Origin of the sequence: Burkholderia cepacia, assembly GCF_029962485.1 — a bacterium.
Classification (GTDB): domain Bacteria; phylum Pseudomonadota; class Gammaproteobacteria; order Burkholderiales; family Burkholderiaceae; genus Burkholderia.
This window is the reverse complement of record NZ_CP073637.1, coordinates 1,032,704-1,048,841: the sequence shown is the minus strand read 5'-3', so window position 1 is coordinate 1,048,841 and position 16,138 is coordinate 1,032,704. Positions and strand designations below refer to the sequence as shown.

15 protein-coding genes and 1 tRNA gene are annotated in these 16,138 nt (G+C 66.4%); 10 read left to right on the top strand and 6 right to left on the bottom strand.

The window, feature by feature from the left end; genetic code table 11:
- The first annotated feature begins 162 nt into the window (after positions 1-162).
- From pepN to KEC55_RS04845, 7 genes are all read left to right on the top strand, one after another.
- The gene (pepN, locus tag KEC55_RS04875; protein WP_282506968.1) at positions 163-2,856 is read left to right on the top strand and encodes an aminopeptidase N; all 2,694 of its coding nucleotides are present in this window, start codon (positions 163-165) and stop codon (positions 2,854-2,856) included.
- A gap of 279 nt (positions 2,857-3,135) precedes the next feature.
- Entirely contained in the window at positions 3,136-4,149 is a 1,014-nt protein-coding gene (locus KEC55_RS04870) for a class 1 fructose-bisphosphatase (RefSeq protein ID WP_050011574.1), read from the top strand.
- Between the two features lie 205 nt (positions 4,150-4,354).
- Positions 4,355-4,430, top strand: a tRNA-Thr gene (locus KEC55_RS04865).
- Positions 4,431-4,599: 169 nt separating this feature from the next.
- Positions 4,600-5,409 carry a helix-turn-helix transcriptional regulator gene (locus KEC55_RS04860; RefSeq protein WP_282506967.1) on the top strand — a complete coding sequence of 270 codons (810 nt, stop codon included), beginning with the start codon at positions 4,600-4,602 and terminating at the stop codon, positions 5,407-5,409.
- Positions 5,410-5,575: 166 nt separating this feature from the next.
- Entirely contained in the window at positions 5,576-7,315 is a 1,740-nt protein-coding gene (locus tag KEC55_RS04855) for an FAD-dependent oxidoreductase (protein ID WP_282506966.1), read from the top strand.
- On the top strand, positions 7,312-7,533 hold the full coding sequence (locus KEC55_RS04850; protein ID WP_282506965.1) for a hypothetical protein: 222 nt from the start codon (positions 7,312-7,314) through the stop codon (positions 7,531-7,533). Before KEC55_RS04855 ends, KEC55_RS04850 begins: the two co-directional genes overlap by 4 nt.
- A 255-nt stretch (positions 7,534-7,788) precedes the next feature.
- Positions 7,789-8,043, top strand: a complete 255-nt coding sequence (locus KEC55_RS04845; protein WP_059235555.1) for a GlsB/YeaQ/YmgE family stress response membrane protein — start codon at positions 7,789-7,791, stop codon at positions 8,041-8,043.
- Positions 8,044-8,122: 79 nt separating this feature from the next.
- On the opposite strand, the gene KEC55_RS04840 is transcribed toward KEC55_RS04845, so the two are convergent.
- From KEC55_RS04840 to KEC55_RS04825, 4 genes are all read right to left on the bottom strand, one after another.
- On the bottom strand, positions 8,123-8,605 hold the full coding sequence (locus tag KEC55_RS04840; protein ID WP_282506964.1) for a TlpA family protein disulfide reductase: 483 nt from the start codon (positions 8,603-8,605) through the stop codon (positions 8,123-8,125).
- Entirely contained in the window at positions 8,602-9,870 is a 1,269-nt protein-coding gene (locus tag KEC55_RS04835) for a sialidase family protein (RefSeq protein ID WP_282506963.1), read from the bottom strand. Before KEC55_RS04835 ends, KEC55_RS04840 begins: the two co-directional genes overlap by 4 nt.
- Positions 9,858-12,221 carry a TonB-dependent receptor gene (locus tag KEC55_RS04830; protein WP_282506962.1) on the bottom strand — a complete coding sequence of 788 codons (2,364 nt, stop codon included), beginning with the start codon at positions 12,219-12,221 and terminating at the stop codon, positions 9,858-9,860. Before KEC55_RS04830 ends, KEC55_RS04835 begins: the two co-directional genes overlap by 13 nt.
- A gap of 127 nt (positions 12,222-12,348) precedes the next feature.
- A complete protein-coding gene (locus tag KEC55_RS04825) occupies positions 12,349-12,738 on the bottom strand; it encodes a DUF2946 domain-containing protein (RefSeq protein ID WP_282506961.1) in 390 nt (129 codons plus the stop codon).
- A gap of 198 nt (positions 12,739-12,936) precedes the next feature.
- On the opposite strand from KEC55_RS04825, the gene KEC55_RS04820 reads away from it, so the two are divergent.
- Both KEC55_RS04820 and KEC55_RS04815 read left to right on the top strand, forming a co-directional pair.
- Positions 12,937-13,083, top strand: coding sequence for a hypothetical protein (locus KEC55_RS04820; RefSeq protein WP_009690993.1), 147 nt, complete (start codon positions 12,937-12,939; stop codon positions 13,081-13,083).
- A gap of 223 nt (positions 13,084-13,306) precedes the next feature.
- On the top strand, positions 13,307-13,900 hold the full coding sequence (locus tag KEC55_RS04815) for a chorismate mutase (protein WP_282506960.1): 594 nt from the start codon (positions 13,307-13,309) through the stop codon (positions 13,898-13,900).
- Positions 13,901-13,936: 36 nt separating this feature from the next.
- Here KEC55_RS04815 and KEC55_RS04810 read toward each other — a convergent pair whose 3' ends face one another.
- Both KEC55_RS04810 and KEC55_RS04805 read right to left on the bottom strand, forming a co-directional pair.
- The gene (locus tag KEC55_RS04810; protein WP_282506959.1) at positions 13,937-15,064 is read right to left on the bottom strand and encodes an exonuclease domain-containing protein; all 1,128 of its coding nucleotides are present in this window, start codon (positions 15,062-15,064) and stop codon (positions 13,937-13,939) included.
- A gap of 141 nt (positions 15,065-15,205) precedes the next feature.
- Entirely contained in the window at positions 15,206-15,409 is a 204-nt protein-coding gene (locus KEC55_RS04805; protein WP_014897770.1) for a cold-shock protein, read from the bottom strand.
- A gap of 393 nt (positions 15,410-15,802) precedes the next feature.
- Between KEC55_RS04805 and KEC55_RS04800 the strand changes: the two genes are divergently transcribed.
- On the top strand, positions 15,803-16,069 hold the full coding sequence (locus tag KEC55_RS04800) for a hypothetical protein (protein ID WP_282506958.1): 267 nt from the start codon (positions 15,803-15,805) through the stop codon (positions 16,067-16,069).
- Positions 16,070-16,138 lie beyond the last annotated feature (69 nt).

Sequence of the window (16,138 nt, the reverse complement as noted above, 5' to 3'; positions counted from 1 at the left end):
GTTCGTCGCACCGTGCGAACCGTAACGGGATGCCGATAATACGCGGACTGCCGGAAGCGGTAAAAAGTTCGCCCGGCACGCAGCCGCAAGCCTTTGTACAATGGCCCGGTTCGCCTGGCCCGCGTGACGGGCCCGTCCCCCACTCCACCGATCTCGACGACCATGTCCGACAACGCCTCCTCCACCGTGATCCGCCGCGCCGACTACACGCCGCCGGCCTTCCTCATCGATTCCGTCGCGCTCGAATTCGATCTCGCGCCGGCCCGCACGATCGTCAGGAATACGATGCGCGTGCGCCGCAATCCGGACGCCGCGCCCGCGCCGCATCTGGAGCTGATGGGCGAAGCGCTCGAATTCGTCGGCGCATGGCTGGACGGCGCGCCGCATGGCGCCGTGCGCGCGCACGAGCACGGACTGACGGTCGAGAACGTGCCCGATGCGTTCGAGCTGACGCTCGAAAGCGCATGCGCACCCGACCAGAATACGACGCTGTCGGGCCTCTACGTGTCGAGCGGCAACTTCTTCACGCAGTGCGAAGCCGAAGGCTTTCGCCGCATCACCTACTTCCTCGACCGCCCCGACGTGATGGCGTCGTACATCGTCACGCTACGCGCCGACAAGGCCGCGTACCCGGTGTTGCTGACGAACGGCAACCTCGTCGATTCGGGCGACCTGCCCGACGGCCGCCACTTCGCGAAGTGGGAAGACCCGTTCCGCAAGCCGAGCTACCTGTTCGCACTGGTCGCCGGCAAGCTCGTCGCGATCGAGGAGAAGATCACGAGCGGCTCGGGCAAGGAAAAGCTGCTGCAGGTGTGGGTCGAACCGGCCGATCTCGACAAGACGCGTCACGCGATGGATTCGCTGATCCACTCGATCCGCTGGGATGAAAAGCGCTTCGGCCTCGAGCTCGATCTCGACCGCTTCATGATCGTCGCGGTGGGCGACTTCAACATGGGCGCGATGGAGAACAAGGGGCTCAACATCTTCAACACGAAGTACGTGCTGGCGAACCCCGAGACCGCGACCGATACCGACTTCGCGAACATCGAATCGGTGGTCGGCCACGAGTACTTCCACAACTGGACCGGCAACCGCGTGACCTGCCGCGACTGGTTCCAGCTGAGCCTGAAGGAAGGCCTGACGGTATTCCGCGACCAGGAATTCTCGGCCGACATGGCCGCGGGCGACGATGTCGAATCGGCGGCCCGCGCGGTCAAGCGCATCGAGGACGTGCGCGTGCTGCGCCAGTTGCAGTTCGCCGAGGACGCGGGCCCGATGGCGCACCCGGTGCGCCCGGAGAGCTACGTCGAGATCAACAACTTCTACACAATGACCGTCTACGAGAAAGGCTCGGAAGTCGTGCGGATGTACCAGACGCTGTTCGGCCGCGACGGCTTCCGCAAGGGGATGGACCTGTACTTCAAGCGTCACGACGGCCATGCGGTGACCTGCGACGACTTCCGTCACGCGATGGCCGACGCAAACGGGCGCGACCTCGCGCAGTTCGAGCGCTGGTACAGCCAGGCCGGCACGCCGCGCGTGTCGGTGCGCACCGCGTACGACGCGGCCGCGCGCCGCTATACGGTCACGCTCGCGCAGGGCTACGGCGACGCGTCGCCGGCCGCGCGCGAAACACAGCAGGGGCCGCTGCTGATTCCGTTCGCGATCGGCCTGATCGGCCGCGACGGCCGCGACCTGCCGCTGCGTCTCGACGGCGAAGCCGCCGCATCGGGCACGACGCGCGTGCTCGACTTCACCGACACCGAGCAGACCTTCACGTTCGTCGACGTGCCGGAAGCGCCGCTGCCGTCGCTGCTGCGCAACTTCTCGTCGCCGGTGATCGTCGAGTACGACTACAGCGACGACGATCTCGCGTTCCTGCTTGCGCACGACAGCGATCCGTTCAACCGCTGGGAGGCCGGTCAGCGCCTCGCCACGCGCGCGCTGCTGACGCTCGCCTCGCGTGCCGCCGCAAACGAACCGCTCACGCTCGGCGAGAACTTCATCGCCGCGTTCCGCCGCGTGCTGACCGACGCGACGCTGTCGCCCGCGTTCCGCGAACTCGCGCTGACGCTGCCGTCGGAAACCTATCTCGCCGACCAGATGGCCGAGGCCGATCCGGCCGCCGTGCATCGTGCGCGCCTGTTCGTGCGCCGCCAGCTCGCGACCGCGCTGCGCGCCGAATGGCTCGCCGCGTACGAACAGCACCAGACGCCCGGCGCCTACGAGCCGACGCCGGAGGCCTCGGGCCGCCGCGCGCTGAAGAACCTCGCGCTCGCGTATCTCGCCGAACTCGAGGATCCGGCCGATGCCGTGCGCCTCGCGACCGCGCAGTACGACGCGGCGAACAACATGACCGATCGCGCAGCCGCGCTCGGCGCGCTGCTGTCCGCCGCCGCCGCGGGCGCGAACGAGCCGGCCGAGCAGGCGCTCGCCGACTTCTACCGCCGTTTCGAGAAGGAAGCGCTCGTGATCGACAAGTGGTTCGCGATGCAGGCGGCGCAACGCGGCACGGCCGCGCAACCGACGCTCGCGAAGGTGCGCAAGCTGCTCGCGCATCCGGCGTTCAACCTGAAGAACCCGAACCGCGCACGCTCGCTGATCTTCAGCTTCTGTGCAGCCAACCCCGCGCAATTCCACGCGGCGGACGGTTCGGGTTACGCGTTCTGGGCCGAACAGGTGCTCGCGCTCGACGCGATCAACCCGCAGGTCGCCGCACGCCTCGCGCGCGCGCTCGAACTCTGGCGCCGCTTCACGCCGGCGCTGCGTGACCGAATGCGCGGCGCGCTCGAGCAAGTCGCGGCCGGTGCGAAGTCGCGCGACGTGCGCGAGATCGTCGAGAAGGCGCTCGCGTAACGCCATCGCCCGCATCGCATTCGCGCGATGAAGCCGGTGCCGCCCGATGCGGCGCCGGCTTTTTTATTGCGCGGGCGTGGGTGAAACGGCGCGGAATCACGGGGTCTGACCGCGAGGCTGGCCGCCGTGGCGATACGCGCCGCGCCCGCCTCCGCCGCCGGAAACCGGGCCGGCCCGGCCGCCCGGCGATGTAACCGGACGAAAAAAGCCGGCGGCGCGGGAGGCGCGACAGGTAAAATTGCGGCCATTCAAGGATTCTTTGGCCTTTCGGAGTCTGTCATGTCCATTGCCCGCCGCACCACGCTGTCGAAGTTCCTGATCGAACAGCAACGTGAGACCAACAACCTCCCCGCCGACCTGCGCCTGCTGATCGAAGTCGTCGCACGCGCGTGCAAGGCGATCAGCTACAACGTGTCGAAGGGCGCGCTCGGCGAAGCGCTCGGCACCGCCGGCAGCGAGAACGTCCAGGGCGAAGTGCAGAAGAAGCTCGACATCCTGTCGAACGAGATCCTGCTCGACGCGAACGAATGGGGCGGCAACCTCGCCGCGATGGCATCGGAAGAAATGGAAACGTTCTTCCCGATCCCGGCGAACTACCCGCGCGGCGAATACCTGCTCGTGTTCGATCCGCTCGACGGCTCGTCAAACATCGACGTGAACGTGTCGATCGGCACGATCTTCTCGGTGCTGCGCTGTCCGGACGGCAAGCAGGCGACCGAAGAATCGTTCCTGCAGCCCGGCACGGAACAGGTCGCCGCGGGTTATGCCGTGTACGGCCCGCAGACGGTGTTCGTGCTGACGACCGGCAACGGCGTGAACTGCTTCACGCTCGACCGCGAAGTCGGCTCGTGGGTGCTCACGCAGAGCAACATGCAGATCCCGGCCGATACGCGCGAATACGCGATCAACGCATCGAACGCGCGCCACTGGTACGACCCGGTCAAGCGCTACGTCGACGAACTGAACGCCGGCAAGGACGGCCCGCGCGGTGACAACTTCAACATGCGCTGGATCGCATCGATGGTCGCCGACGTGCACCGGATCCTGAACCGCGGCGGCATCTTCATGTACCCGGCCGACAAGCGCACGCCCGATCGTCCGGGCAAGCTGCGCCTGATGTACGAAGCGAATCCGATGTCGTTCATCGTCGAACAGGCAGGCGGCGCCGCGACGACCGGCACGCAGCGCATCATGGAAGTGCAGCCGACGGGCCTGCACCAGCGCGTGCCCGTGTTCCTTGGCTCGAAGAACGAAGTCGAGCGCGTGACCGGCTATCACGACGAAGCAAAATAATTGCACTGCAGCACTAGACGGAGGTGCGATGCGCAAGTACAATCGCGCCTCTTGATGTGGCCCTGACCGGTCGCATCACAGTGAAGTGAAAGCGGGAAGTCCGCCGGATCGAGGGTTTCGCGAAGCAGCAGCAGCAAGCTGAAAAAAGTTCGCAAAACCTATTGCCAAGATCTTGGATTTCACCATATAATTTCATTTCTCTGCTGCCGGTGTAGCTCAGTTGGTAGAGCAGCGCATTCGTAATGCGAAGGTCGTAGGTTCGACTCCTATCTCCGGCACCAAGACATAAAGGTCTGACAAGCATCGCTTGTCAGACCTTTTCTCTTTTCCGGCGCCGAAATCGTGCGCACGCCCCTCCCCGACTCATCTCCGCTTGCGGGCATCCCCCGACTCACGCATCGCGTGCCGCCGATTACAATCGCCGGACCACTCCGCCTTCTTCCCCGCATCATGCGTACCTGGCGTCTCGAGCGACCGACTCTCCACGCGCAGCTGGATATCTCCCGCGCAACGCGCCTCGTCGCCGCGATCGGCGGCAACGAGCCTAACGCGTTCGCGGCCGAAGTCCTGAAGCTGTTCGACGATGCGCTGTCGATCACGCAGTGCACGATCTTCGCGTACGAGTTCGGTAATCGCCCGCGCACGATGTCGGTTGCCGATCATCGTGGCGGCCGCTACCTGCGCGACGTCGCCGACACCTACGCACGACACTTCTACGCACTCGACGGCAACCAGCAGATCGTATCGACCGCCCATCGCGGCGCGCACCGGCACGACCTGCTGCTGCATCAGCAGGCAGGCGACGAGATCGATCACGAAGCGTACCGCGCCGCATGCTACCGCGGCCCCGACGTATCCGACCGGCTGGCACTGTTGATGCAGCCCGACGATGCGACGTGGCTGTCGATCAACCTGTATCGCGCACATCGCAGCGGCGCGTTCCAGCCGCGCGAGATCGCGGCGATCGAAACGCTCGCGCCGCTGATCGCGCAGGCCGCGAAACATCACTACGCACTCGCCGGCGCGACGCAGATCGGCATCCCGCAACGGATGCTCGCGCGGTTACGCCATGCATGCCCCGAACTGTCCAAGCGCGAACTCGACGTGCTGCGCGGCGTACTCGAAGGCCAGAGCGCACACGAGATCGGCGAGACGATCGGCGTGAAGGCATCGAGCGTCGTCACCTATCAGAAGCGCGCGTACCGGCGCCTCGGCATTTCGAGCCAGCGCGAGCTGTTTGCGCTATGCATGCAGCCCTGATACGTCCCGGTTCGCGCCGAACGTAGCGCCGCCGCGCCTGCCGTGCCCCGCTGTACCCGAAATGGGGACAACGGCGGCACCACCGGCTTCCATACTGCATCGACCCGTTGCACCCATCGCATCGCCGATGCGCGCACGTCGAACCAGACCACCGTGGAAGCCAACGATGACCATCGCGTTCAAACCCTATCCGTTCGTCGCCGAACGCTACCCCGCGCATCTGCCGGACCGCATCGACGGCATCGATACGCACCGGCATCGCGTCGCGATCGTCGGCGGCGGCCCCGTGGGCCTCGCCGTCGCGCTCGGCCTCGCGAATCACGGCATCCGCAGCGTGCTGATCGAAGCCGACGATTCGGTCTGCCATGGCAGCCGCGCGATCTGCATCTCGCGCCGCAGCCTCGAAATCATCGAACGGCTCGGCGCGCTCGACGATTTCCTGCGCACGGGGCTGCCGTGGACCGGCGGACGCAGTTTCTATCGTCACGACGAAGTGCTGCATTTCACGATGCCGCAGGACGAGAACCAGAAACTGCCGCCGATGGTGAACCTCGCGCAGTATCACATCGAGCAATTCCTGCTCGACGCCGCGCGGCGTCGCCCCGATCTCATCGAAATCCGCTGGCAGACGAAGGTCACCGGCGTGACGCGGCAACCGGACGGCGTGCGCCTTGACGTCGACACGCCGCTCGGCGGCTACGCGCTCGATGCCGACTGGGTCGTCGCATGCGACGGCGGACGCAGCACGATGCGCGATGCGCTCGGCCTGTCGCTCCGGGGCACGAGCTACGAGGGCCGCTACGTGATCGTCGACATCGCGCTCGACAGCAACCGGCCGACCGAACGGCTCGCGTACTTCGATCCGTCGTCGAATCCCGGCTCGACGGTGCTCGTCCACAAGCAGCCCGACAACGTGTGGCGGATCGACTACCAGTTGCGCGACGACGAGGATGCCGAGGCTGCCGTGAAGCCCGACAACGTGATCCCGCGCGTGCAGAACCTGCTCGACATGATGGGCGAGCGCGGCGCATGGTCGCCGATCTGGATCACGATCTACAAGGCGAACGCACTGACGCTCGAACGCTACCGGCACGACCGCGTGCTGTTCTGCGGCGACGCCGCGCACCTCGTGCCGATCTTCGGCGTGCGCGGCGCCAATTCGGGCATCGACGATGCCGACAACATCGCATGGAAACTCGCGTACGTGATCCGCGGCATCGCGTCGGACGCACTGCTCGACAGCTACTCGGACGAGCGCGTGTTCGCAACGCACGAGAACCTGCGCTATGGCACGAAGAGCACCGAGTTCATGGCGCCGCCGTCGTTTGCATTCGAACTGATGCGCAAGGCCGTGCTGACGCTCGCGGTCCGGCATCCGGCGCTGCGTTCGCTGATCAACCCGCGTCAGACATCGGCCATTGCCTATGCGGCGTCGCCGCTCAACGCGGCCGAACGTGACACGTTCGTGGCCGGCCCGACGCCCGGCACGGTACTCGCCGAATGTCCGCTGACACTGTATGCGGCACACGGCAGCGACACACGCCGCGGCCATCTGACCGATCTCGTCGCGCCATGCTTCACCGCGTTCTGTTTCACAAGCGATGGCGTGCCCGATCCATCGCTCGACGATCTCGAGCGACGCCTGCAGGACGCGCACGTGCCGTTCGCGCTCATCACGCTCGCGCGACATGCGGCGCCGCGGCACCCGGCCTGCGGCGGCCATGACGACGACGGCCGGCTGTTCGACCTGTACGGCGCGCGCAACGGCACCGTCTATCTGGTACGGCCGGACGGGCACGTACTCGGCCGCTGGCACGACGCGCACGCCGACGATCTCGCCGCCGCGCTCGAACGCGTGCTTCATCCACGCACGTCCACCGAAACCGATCTTCAGGAGACCGCATGATGACGGACACCGAACGCGACATGCTCTATACCGACCTTTGCCGGACGATGACCCGGATCGGCGAAGCCAATGCATCGCTCTTTCTCGCCCGCTTCGCACTCCTGGCGATCGAGACGATCGGCGAACCCGCGACCGTCGCCCGGCTGATCGCCGATGCAGGCGTAGGACTGCCCGAGACAAACGTGCCGGCAGCGACGCACGGACGGCGAGACGACTGACCGGCCCGGTTCACCTTCATTTATTTCTTACAGAATCATTTCGTCACGCATCGTCGCCGCACGAACCGTGTCGTAAGCAGACGAATTCCCTGGAAAATCCGCTTGAGGGTGCATAACATTACTTAACGATCCTGACCCGCCTATCGCGTTACATTGCGTGGGCGGCGCGGCGGGTCGCATGCCGCTTTCACCCAGCTTGCGGCGCACGACAGCCGGCGTCCGGTCATTTCGACTCAACCCAAGGAGAGGACCACCATGACTCATGGCTTGATTATGTGGCTCATCATCGGCGCGATCGCCGGCTGGCTTGCCGGCCTGCTCGTAAAAGGCGGCGGCTTCGGGCTGATCGTCGACATCATCGTCGGGATCGTCGGCGCGGTGATCGGCGGCTGGCTCGCCGGGATACTCGGCATCAGTGTCGGCAGCGGCTTCATCGGCTCGGTGATCGTCGCGGTCGTCGGTGCGGTGATCCTGCTGTTCGTGATCCGGCTATTCAAGCGAGCGGCCTGACGCTACTCTCCACGCGCCTTCGGGCGCGTTTTCGCATCAGGCCGGCGCGCGGCTCGTTTGCCGCGCGCCACCCGCTCGTTCAACGCTTCGCGTGCTGCAACCAGCCATCCAGCACGTCGGTCGTCAGCACCCCGCTGCGCGCTTCGCGTGCACCATCGCGCCCGATCCACACGGTGCGCGGCATTTCCCCTCTCCATCCCGCATCCAGTGCCGCGCGCAAACGCTCGGGCATCGGTTCCGCGTTCGCATACTGTGCAACGTGCGGCGGCAGGTTCATCTGCGCGAGCGCCTGCGCGATCGCCGCACCGTTGTCGTCGTACGCATCCATCGCGACCATCGCGAGTTGTACGTCGGGGTGACGGCGCTGCCACGCAACCAGATGCGCGGCGTTCTCGCGACAGTATCCGCAATCGAGCGACCAGATCTCGATTGCCAGCGGTCGCCCATTTGCGGTCGCAACCAGCCGCGCGACGTCGGCCGCACGCAGCGGCTGCGGTTCACCGCCGGCCCACGCCGGCATGCTCGCAAGCACAACGCCGAGCAACACGATCAGTCGCTTCATTGCGCCCCCTCCACCGCGATCAGCCGATAACCGTCGTTGCGCGTGCGCCACGACAGATAGACGCGGCCCGCATCGTCGAGCAATTGCGGGTTGTCGCTTGCGCCCGACGTCGCCGCGATCACGCGCGGCGCCGACCAGTGCTCGCCGCGATCGTCCGACCGGCGCAGCTTGATCTGCATCGTGTCGCCGTCGAACGCCTTCCACGCGAGCCACACGGCGTCGCCGCGCGCGACGAGCGCCGCGTGCGACGCCTGCTCGCCCGGTACCGCCGGATTCGCGCCGAATGCCCAAGGCGTGCCGCGCGGCTGGCCGTCGGCGCCGATGCGCGAATAGAACACGTCGGCCCGACCGTCGACGACGCCGAACCATGCAAGGTGACGCGTGCCGTCCGGCGTGATCGCGAGCGCGGGCCCGTGCTCGGGACAGGCCTCGACGTGCCAGTTCGAGAACGTCGCCCGCACCGGCGCGACCGGCTCCGACGCCGCGACGGGCAGCACCGCGAGCGCGTGATCGCGGATCTGCCCCGGGAACACGTTGCGCCACGCGGCCTCGATGCGTCCGGCCGGATCGATCGCCATCGCGATCCGGCAGCATTCGCACGTGTGATCGGTCACCTTGCGCTCGGGCTCGAACGACGCGCCGCCGTCGCGCGACACCGCGTAGTAGACCGCCGCGCCTTCGTACGCCTGCCCCGCCGCTTTCGCCGCGACGAGATCGCGCTTGTCGATCCACGCGATCGCGATGTTGCCGGCCGGATCGACGGCCATCATGTCGAAGCGATGCGTGATCGCCTGCCGGTCCCGATGCACGGTGACGGGCACGCTCCACGTCGCGCCGCCGTCGAGCGAGCGCGAGAAACGCACCATGCCCGTGTACGGCGCATCGAGCGGCATCGACCATGACACGTACACCGCGCGCCCGTCAGGGCTCGTCGCGAGCTTCGGACGATTCTCCGCGCTCGTGTAGACCGGCTCCGGCATCGCGTTGACGGTGACGGGTGCCGACAGCGTGCGGCCCGCATCGTCGGAGTGCGCGACGACGACGTGCGCGCCTTCGACCCACGCGACCCACAGCCGGTGACGCGCATCGAACGCGGCGCCCGTCGCGAGCGGCTGCTTCTGCTGTGCGGGCGCGGCCTGCATGCTCATGTGCGCGGCATGCGGATCGGTGGCTTTCGACGCGTCGCTCGCGTCATGCGCGCCGGCGGGCGACAGCGCCACGAGCCACAGCGCGCAGCCCGCCGCGAACGACTTCACAGCGACCATTTCAGTTCTCCATAGAAAGTGCGCCCCGGATACGGGTGGAACACGTAGTAGCGGCGGTCCGTCAGGTTGTCGATGCCGAGCGACGCGGTCCAGTGACGATCGAGGCGATAGCGCGCCTTCAGGTCGACGACCGTAAACGAGCTCGTGCCGCCATACACGTCCGGATTCACGTCGCTGTTGTCGAGCGTGTTGAACTGCCGGCCCGAGTAGCGCACGCCGACGCTCGCGAGCCAGTGCTCGTCGAAGCGGTACGACGCGAGCAGGTTCGCGCGCATGCGCGGAATGCGCGGGAAGCGCGCGCCGACATAGGCCGGATTCGCGGCGTCGGCGAGGATCTGCGCATTGCTTGCCGACACGTTCGCGTCGATCGCGAGCCCCTTCAGCCCGACGTTCTCGCCGCTGAACGCGAGTTCGACGCCGCGTACGCGCACGCGGTCGACGTTCGAGATGTTGGTGACGGTCGTCGCGCCCGAGACGGTCGTCTGGCTGTAGATCGAATCGCGCAGGTCGCTCTGGAACACGCTCGCGCGCACGACGCCGACACCCACGTCGCGCTCGGCCGTGAAGTCCCAGTCGATCGCCTTTTCCGGCCGCAGGTTCGGGTTGTTGTTGACGATCGCATTGTTCGAGATCGTGCCCTGGAACAGTTCGCCGACCGTCGGGAACCGCGTGCCGGTCGCGAACGACAGCCGGAAGCGCCACACCTCCGTCGCGTCCCATTGCAGCGCGACCTTCGGCGACAGCGCATTCGCGCCGCGGTCCGCATAGCCGAGCGTGCCGCTCGCATTGCCGAGCGCGCCGCCATACGCGTCCCAGCGCTCGTAGCGCAACCCGAGCGTCGCGAGCCAGCCCGGCGCGAAGCGCCACGCATCCTGCCCGAACAGCGCCTGCGTGCGCGTGTCGCCGCGATAGACGCTCGCGAGCGACGTGGTCGGCCCGGCCAGCCAGTCGGCCGTGTTGTACGTGACGTTGCGCAGGAAGTAGTTGTCGTAGTGATAGCCGAACGTGAACGTGTGGCCCTTCACCTCCGGTGCCTCGGCCTTCAGGTCGAGCGTGCGCCAGCCGGTGCCGTCGCCCTGGAACAGCGTGCCCGCACCGCCCTGCACGGTCGACGCCGCGCGCAGCACGTCGCGCGACACGTCGTACGCGGACACGACGCCCGACAGCCGCCAGCCCGAATCGAGCCGGCCGTTCAGGCCGAACGCGTACAGCCAGTTCTCCTGGTCGCCGCGCTGCGGCGCGAACGCGTTCGGCGCAACGGTCATGTTCTGGCCGCCGATCGATACGTTGCCGCCGTAGACCGGGTTACCGGCCGCGTCGCGCAGGAAGGTTTCGCCGTGCTGCCGGTAATGGTTCTCCCAATGCCCGAGCGTGAGCGTCGCGTCGACGTGGTCGGTGAACGCGTACCCCATCCGGACCGTTTCGTTGAGCTGCTCGGTCCGTTCGATCGTCTGGGCGCCGACGATCGTCCGCGGCTTGCCGTTGGGCCCGATGTCGGCTGCGGCGCCCGTCACGGGCACGACAGCGCCCAGCTTCGGGTTGTAGGCCGAATTGGGGCTCGCATACTGCATCGGCTGACCGTTGTTCTCCAGCCGGTCGAGCGACAGCGCGAACCAGAACCGGCCGACACGGTTGGCGATCCGCGCGGTCTGGTGATTGCCGCCGAAGCTGTCCGCGAATCCGTAGCCGTCGTGGTAGCGCTGCGTGAAGAACTGCGTCGACAACGACGCCTCGAGCTTGTCCGGGCGGCGCGTCGTGAGCAGCACGGTCGAGCCGATCGAGTTGCCCGGATACAGCGCGGAAAAGGGGCCATAGAGCACGTCGACGCGCGCGATGTCGTCAGGCGGAATCAGCGACCAGCGCGGCGGATACGCATAGCTCGACCCGAGCAGGTTCGACAGCAGCACGCCGTCCGCGTACACGAGCCCGCGCGCACTCTGCAGCTCGTTGAAGTCGCGGCCCGCGAACACGCTGTTGCGGTCGCCGATGTAGCGCTTGCGGACCATCAGGTTCGGCGCGTATTTCAGCGCGTCCTCGGTGGTGACGTTGGTGTGCGACTCGATCTGCTCGCGCGTGATCGACGTCACGACGGCCGGCGTATCCGGATCGACCGGTTGGCGCTGGGCGGTCACGCTGACGGCGGTCAGCGTATCGCCGGCCGGTGCCGGCGGCGCGCTGGCAACCGCGGAAGCCGGCACGGCGCCACCGGCCGGGCGCTCGACGCCACCGAGGGCGGAATCGGCGCGCGCATCGCCCGCGGATGCGGCGTGAGCAGCGGGCCACGCGAAAGCGGCCGCGCATGCGAGCGCGAGCCGGCCGCGCGGCAGCCGCGCGACGTAGGGAGACGACATGAATGAATTCCTGAAAACGTGATCGGACGCCGCCGGACGCGAGCACGCGCGCCGCGCACGCACGGCGCGGCACGCGGATCGGGCCGCGGGCGGCACGCGCGCCACCGGGGCGCGCGAACGACATCAATCAGATCGGGAAGTTTTCAGGCGGGGCGCGCGGCTGCGCGAGACGGATGCCCTTGCGGGGAAAATCGGGAACGGCCGGCGCGGCCACGCGATACGCGAACGTCCGCACGAAGCCCGGCATCTCGGGCAGACGCGTGCCGAGCGCAAGGTTCGCCGCAAAGCCCGGGCAGTACACGCAGTGCGGCACGCCGGCATGATCGAACGACGACGTGTCGCGCTGGTCGCCCGCTTGGGCGAGCACGACCTGGCGTGCGCCCGCTGCACTGCACAATTCGAGCGTGAGCGCGCCTGAACCGCTCGACGCCAGACGCGCGTAGCCGACGACGGGCGACAGTACGTTCAGTACCAGCGCCAGCCATACGAGGCCGATCCATCGCGTCGTTCGTCTCATCGCGGTCCAGGAAAAAGTGCGCGCAAGTATAACAAGCGACCCGATTGTTGCCGATTGCGCTGGATGCAATAGCGGCCATCACACTTCGCGTCGCAGCGCATGTGCCGTTAATACAACAGAGACAAAATCTAACGATTCGCCTCTGGCATAAATCCAAGCGCGAGGTTGATAATCATTGAACCTGCTGGAGAAATGACCATGGATGAAAGACCCACTCGCATGCCACCGCCCGAGCAAGTGATGAGCCCGGATCCGGAACCCGTCGGCGTGGAATTCCTCGCCGAATTGCCCGAGCACGTGCGGGCATTCTTCGACGAGCAGCACAAGCTGTACTCGCCGAAGTGAACGCCCGTCCGGTTCTGTAACCGCCACGTGTCGATCATCGCTATCGTGCGGTTCATCACTGCGCATCGCGCGCAATTCGCCTCGCACCCGGGCCGCAAGAGCCTGACGGTGCCGGATCAGCTCGCCTGCTGATTCTCCTGTCGCGACGCTACGCCGCGCGACTGTCTTCGTCTATTCTTCTGGTTTTCCACGTCCGGCCCGCCCGGCTCTCCCGATCATTCCGATGAAGCAAGCCATTCGTGCCAGCGTCGCTGTCGCCGCGCTCGGCGTCGCCCTCTTTGCGTCGCCCCACGTCGCTCGTGCCGACGGTGACGACACCGCGCTCACCAACATCGTCGCGCTCGCGTCGCAACGCCTCGCGCTCGCCGAACCGGTCGCGCGATGGAAATGGGCGAATCACAAGGCAATCGAGGACCAGCCGCGCGAAGCGGCCCTGCTCACGTCGGTCGAAAAGCGCGCGGCACAGGCCGGTGTCGATCCGGCATTCGCACGGACGTTCTTTGAGGATCAGATCGCCGCGAGCAAGGACGTGCAGAACGCACTGTTCGCGACCTGGCGTGCGACGCGTCCGCCCGAGGGCACGCCCCCCGACCTCGCGACCAGCACGCGCCCGGCGCTCGACCGGCTGACGCAGAAAATGCTCGCGGGCCTCGCGCAGGTCGAACCACTGCGCAATGCGCCCGATTGCCAGGCACGCCTCGCGCGCAGCATCGCAAACTGGAAAACGCTGACGCGCTATGACTCGAAGCAGACGCAGGCACTCGACACCGCGCTGTCGCACGTCTGCTCGGGCGGCGGCGCAAGCGCGATCGGCTGACGCAGCGGGCACCGCGCGCGTGACGCGCGGCCGCCCTCAACCTGCCGGCGTGAGCGCGGCGAGCGGAATCAGTTGCAGCCCGCGTGCGAGATGCGTCTGCAGCAGGCGATGGGTGAAGGGTTCGAACGCGCCGTCCGCCGCCTCGGCGACGAGCCGTGCGGCCGCGTCGAGCGACTCGGCCGCGCCAAGGTAACGCCAGCCGTCGATCACATGAAACAGGCGGCGCTCGCCGTTCGCCTCGAACGCAACGGCGCCGTCGAACGGCCAGGGCGCATTGCCGCCACGGGCGCCATCGGCTGCCGGGCGCCGGTTGTACGACGGCCGCAGCTGGGCAATCCATTGCGCTTCCGCCAGCATCGCGCCCAGTTCATTACCGCTCTCGCGCCATTCGACGCGCCGCACCTGCTGCGCCAGTCGCATTTCCTTCGACGAACGGCGTTCGCCGGTCAGCAGCGCGCGCAGCCGCTGCCGCACCCTCACGCTGCGGCCCACATACAGCGGCGCGTCACCCTCCCCGAACAACGCATAGGCACCGCACCCGGCAGGCGCGGTGTCGAGCCACGCCTCGGTCAGATCGCCGCCCAGACGGAAGTGGCGCGTCGTGCGCGCGATCTGGTCGCACAGCCGCTCGAGCGGCACGATGTCGTGCAACTGACGCCAGAACTGCCACAGGAGGTCGGCATCCGCCAGCGCGCGGTGGCGCGCAGCCGGAACGAGACCGTGCCGCTCGATCAGCGCATCGAGCCCGTGCCGCGATTCGCGCGGGAACAGCGCGCGCGACAGCCGCACCGTACACAGCACGTCGGGATTGAACGCCAGGCCGATGCGCTCGAATTCGGCACGCAGGAAACCACGATCGAAGCTCGCGTTGTGTGCGACGAACAGCTTGCCGTCGAGCCGCTCGAACAGCGCCGGCGCGAGCGACGCGAACGACGGCGCGTCGCGCACCATCGCGTCCGAAATGCCCGTGAGTTGCTGGATGAACGGCGGTATCGCCTGCCCCGGATTGACGAGGCTCGTCCACGTCGACACGCCGAGTGGGCCGATCTCGACCACGCCGATTTCGGTGATGCGGTGCTCGGCGGGCGAGCCGCCGGTGGTTTCAAGATCGACGAAGACGAGCGGTTGTTCGCTGGCGGGATCGGACGGACGGGAATCGGACATGAAAAGACTGGAAAACGATGCTTCCGTGAGTATGCACCGGCAAGCAGGGTCGCGGCCAGCGCGGACCGCCGTGTTCCATCCCCGGAAAACAAAAAGCCCCCGCAATGCGGGGGCCGGACGTGATCGGCAATGCGTGGCGCGTCAGGCCGCCTGGATATTCGCTGCCTGCTTGCCTTTCGGCCCGACTTTGACGTCGAACGAAACACGCTGGTTTTCCTTCAGCGTCTTGAAGCCGTCCATCCGGATTTCGGAAAAGTGCGCAAACAAATCTTCACCACCATTGTCCGACGTAATAAAGCCAAAACCTTTAGCATCGTTAAACCATTTCACGATACCGGTATCCATGTCTTCGTTCCCCACTCGATTAGATCAAAAAAGCTATTTTTATAGCCGTTTCCCGAAATCCCGAAACATTGCGCCAGCACCCGCACCAGCACGCCGCCCGAGGACGGAGTGCTGACTTTATAAATTGGACAATCCGGGTGCGTCAAGAAAATTTTTAACAGTTGTTTTATCAAAAAAGCGCTAATGCCAATGGAATCGGTACACCATCGCCTTTGATTAATTGATTCGCATCAAAAACCTGTCAACATTACCGGGATCCGATCGATGATAATCGCGGCAATGAAATTTCTACCGGGGACAAATCGGTTCGGTAAATTCCTCGGGTTTTTTCCGGGTTGCGGAAATCCGGGGACATTGAGATGCTGACGCAACGCCGAAAGGAAGGAGACGGTCATGTGGCTGGACGGAATCAAGCGCTTCGCGAGCCGGCTCGGGCGCGTACGCCGCAAGTCCCGCGCCTTGGCCGAGTCCGCGCGCGAAGCGCCGTGCGATACCGAATTCGATACGACCTGGCACGGCGACCACTGGCAGAACCTGCTCGCATCGCCGCTGGATGCCCGTCACTACGTGATGGAAGACTGGACCTATACGCCGCCGCCGACCGATGCCGAGGAAGCCGCGCCTGCGGCCAAGCGCAAGCGGCGCTCGTACGCGCAGTAGCGCACGGACCGGCGGGGCAAAAAAAAAGCGCGACTGGGAAGTCGCGCCGACAAAGGTTTGGAGATCTTT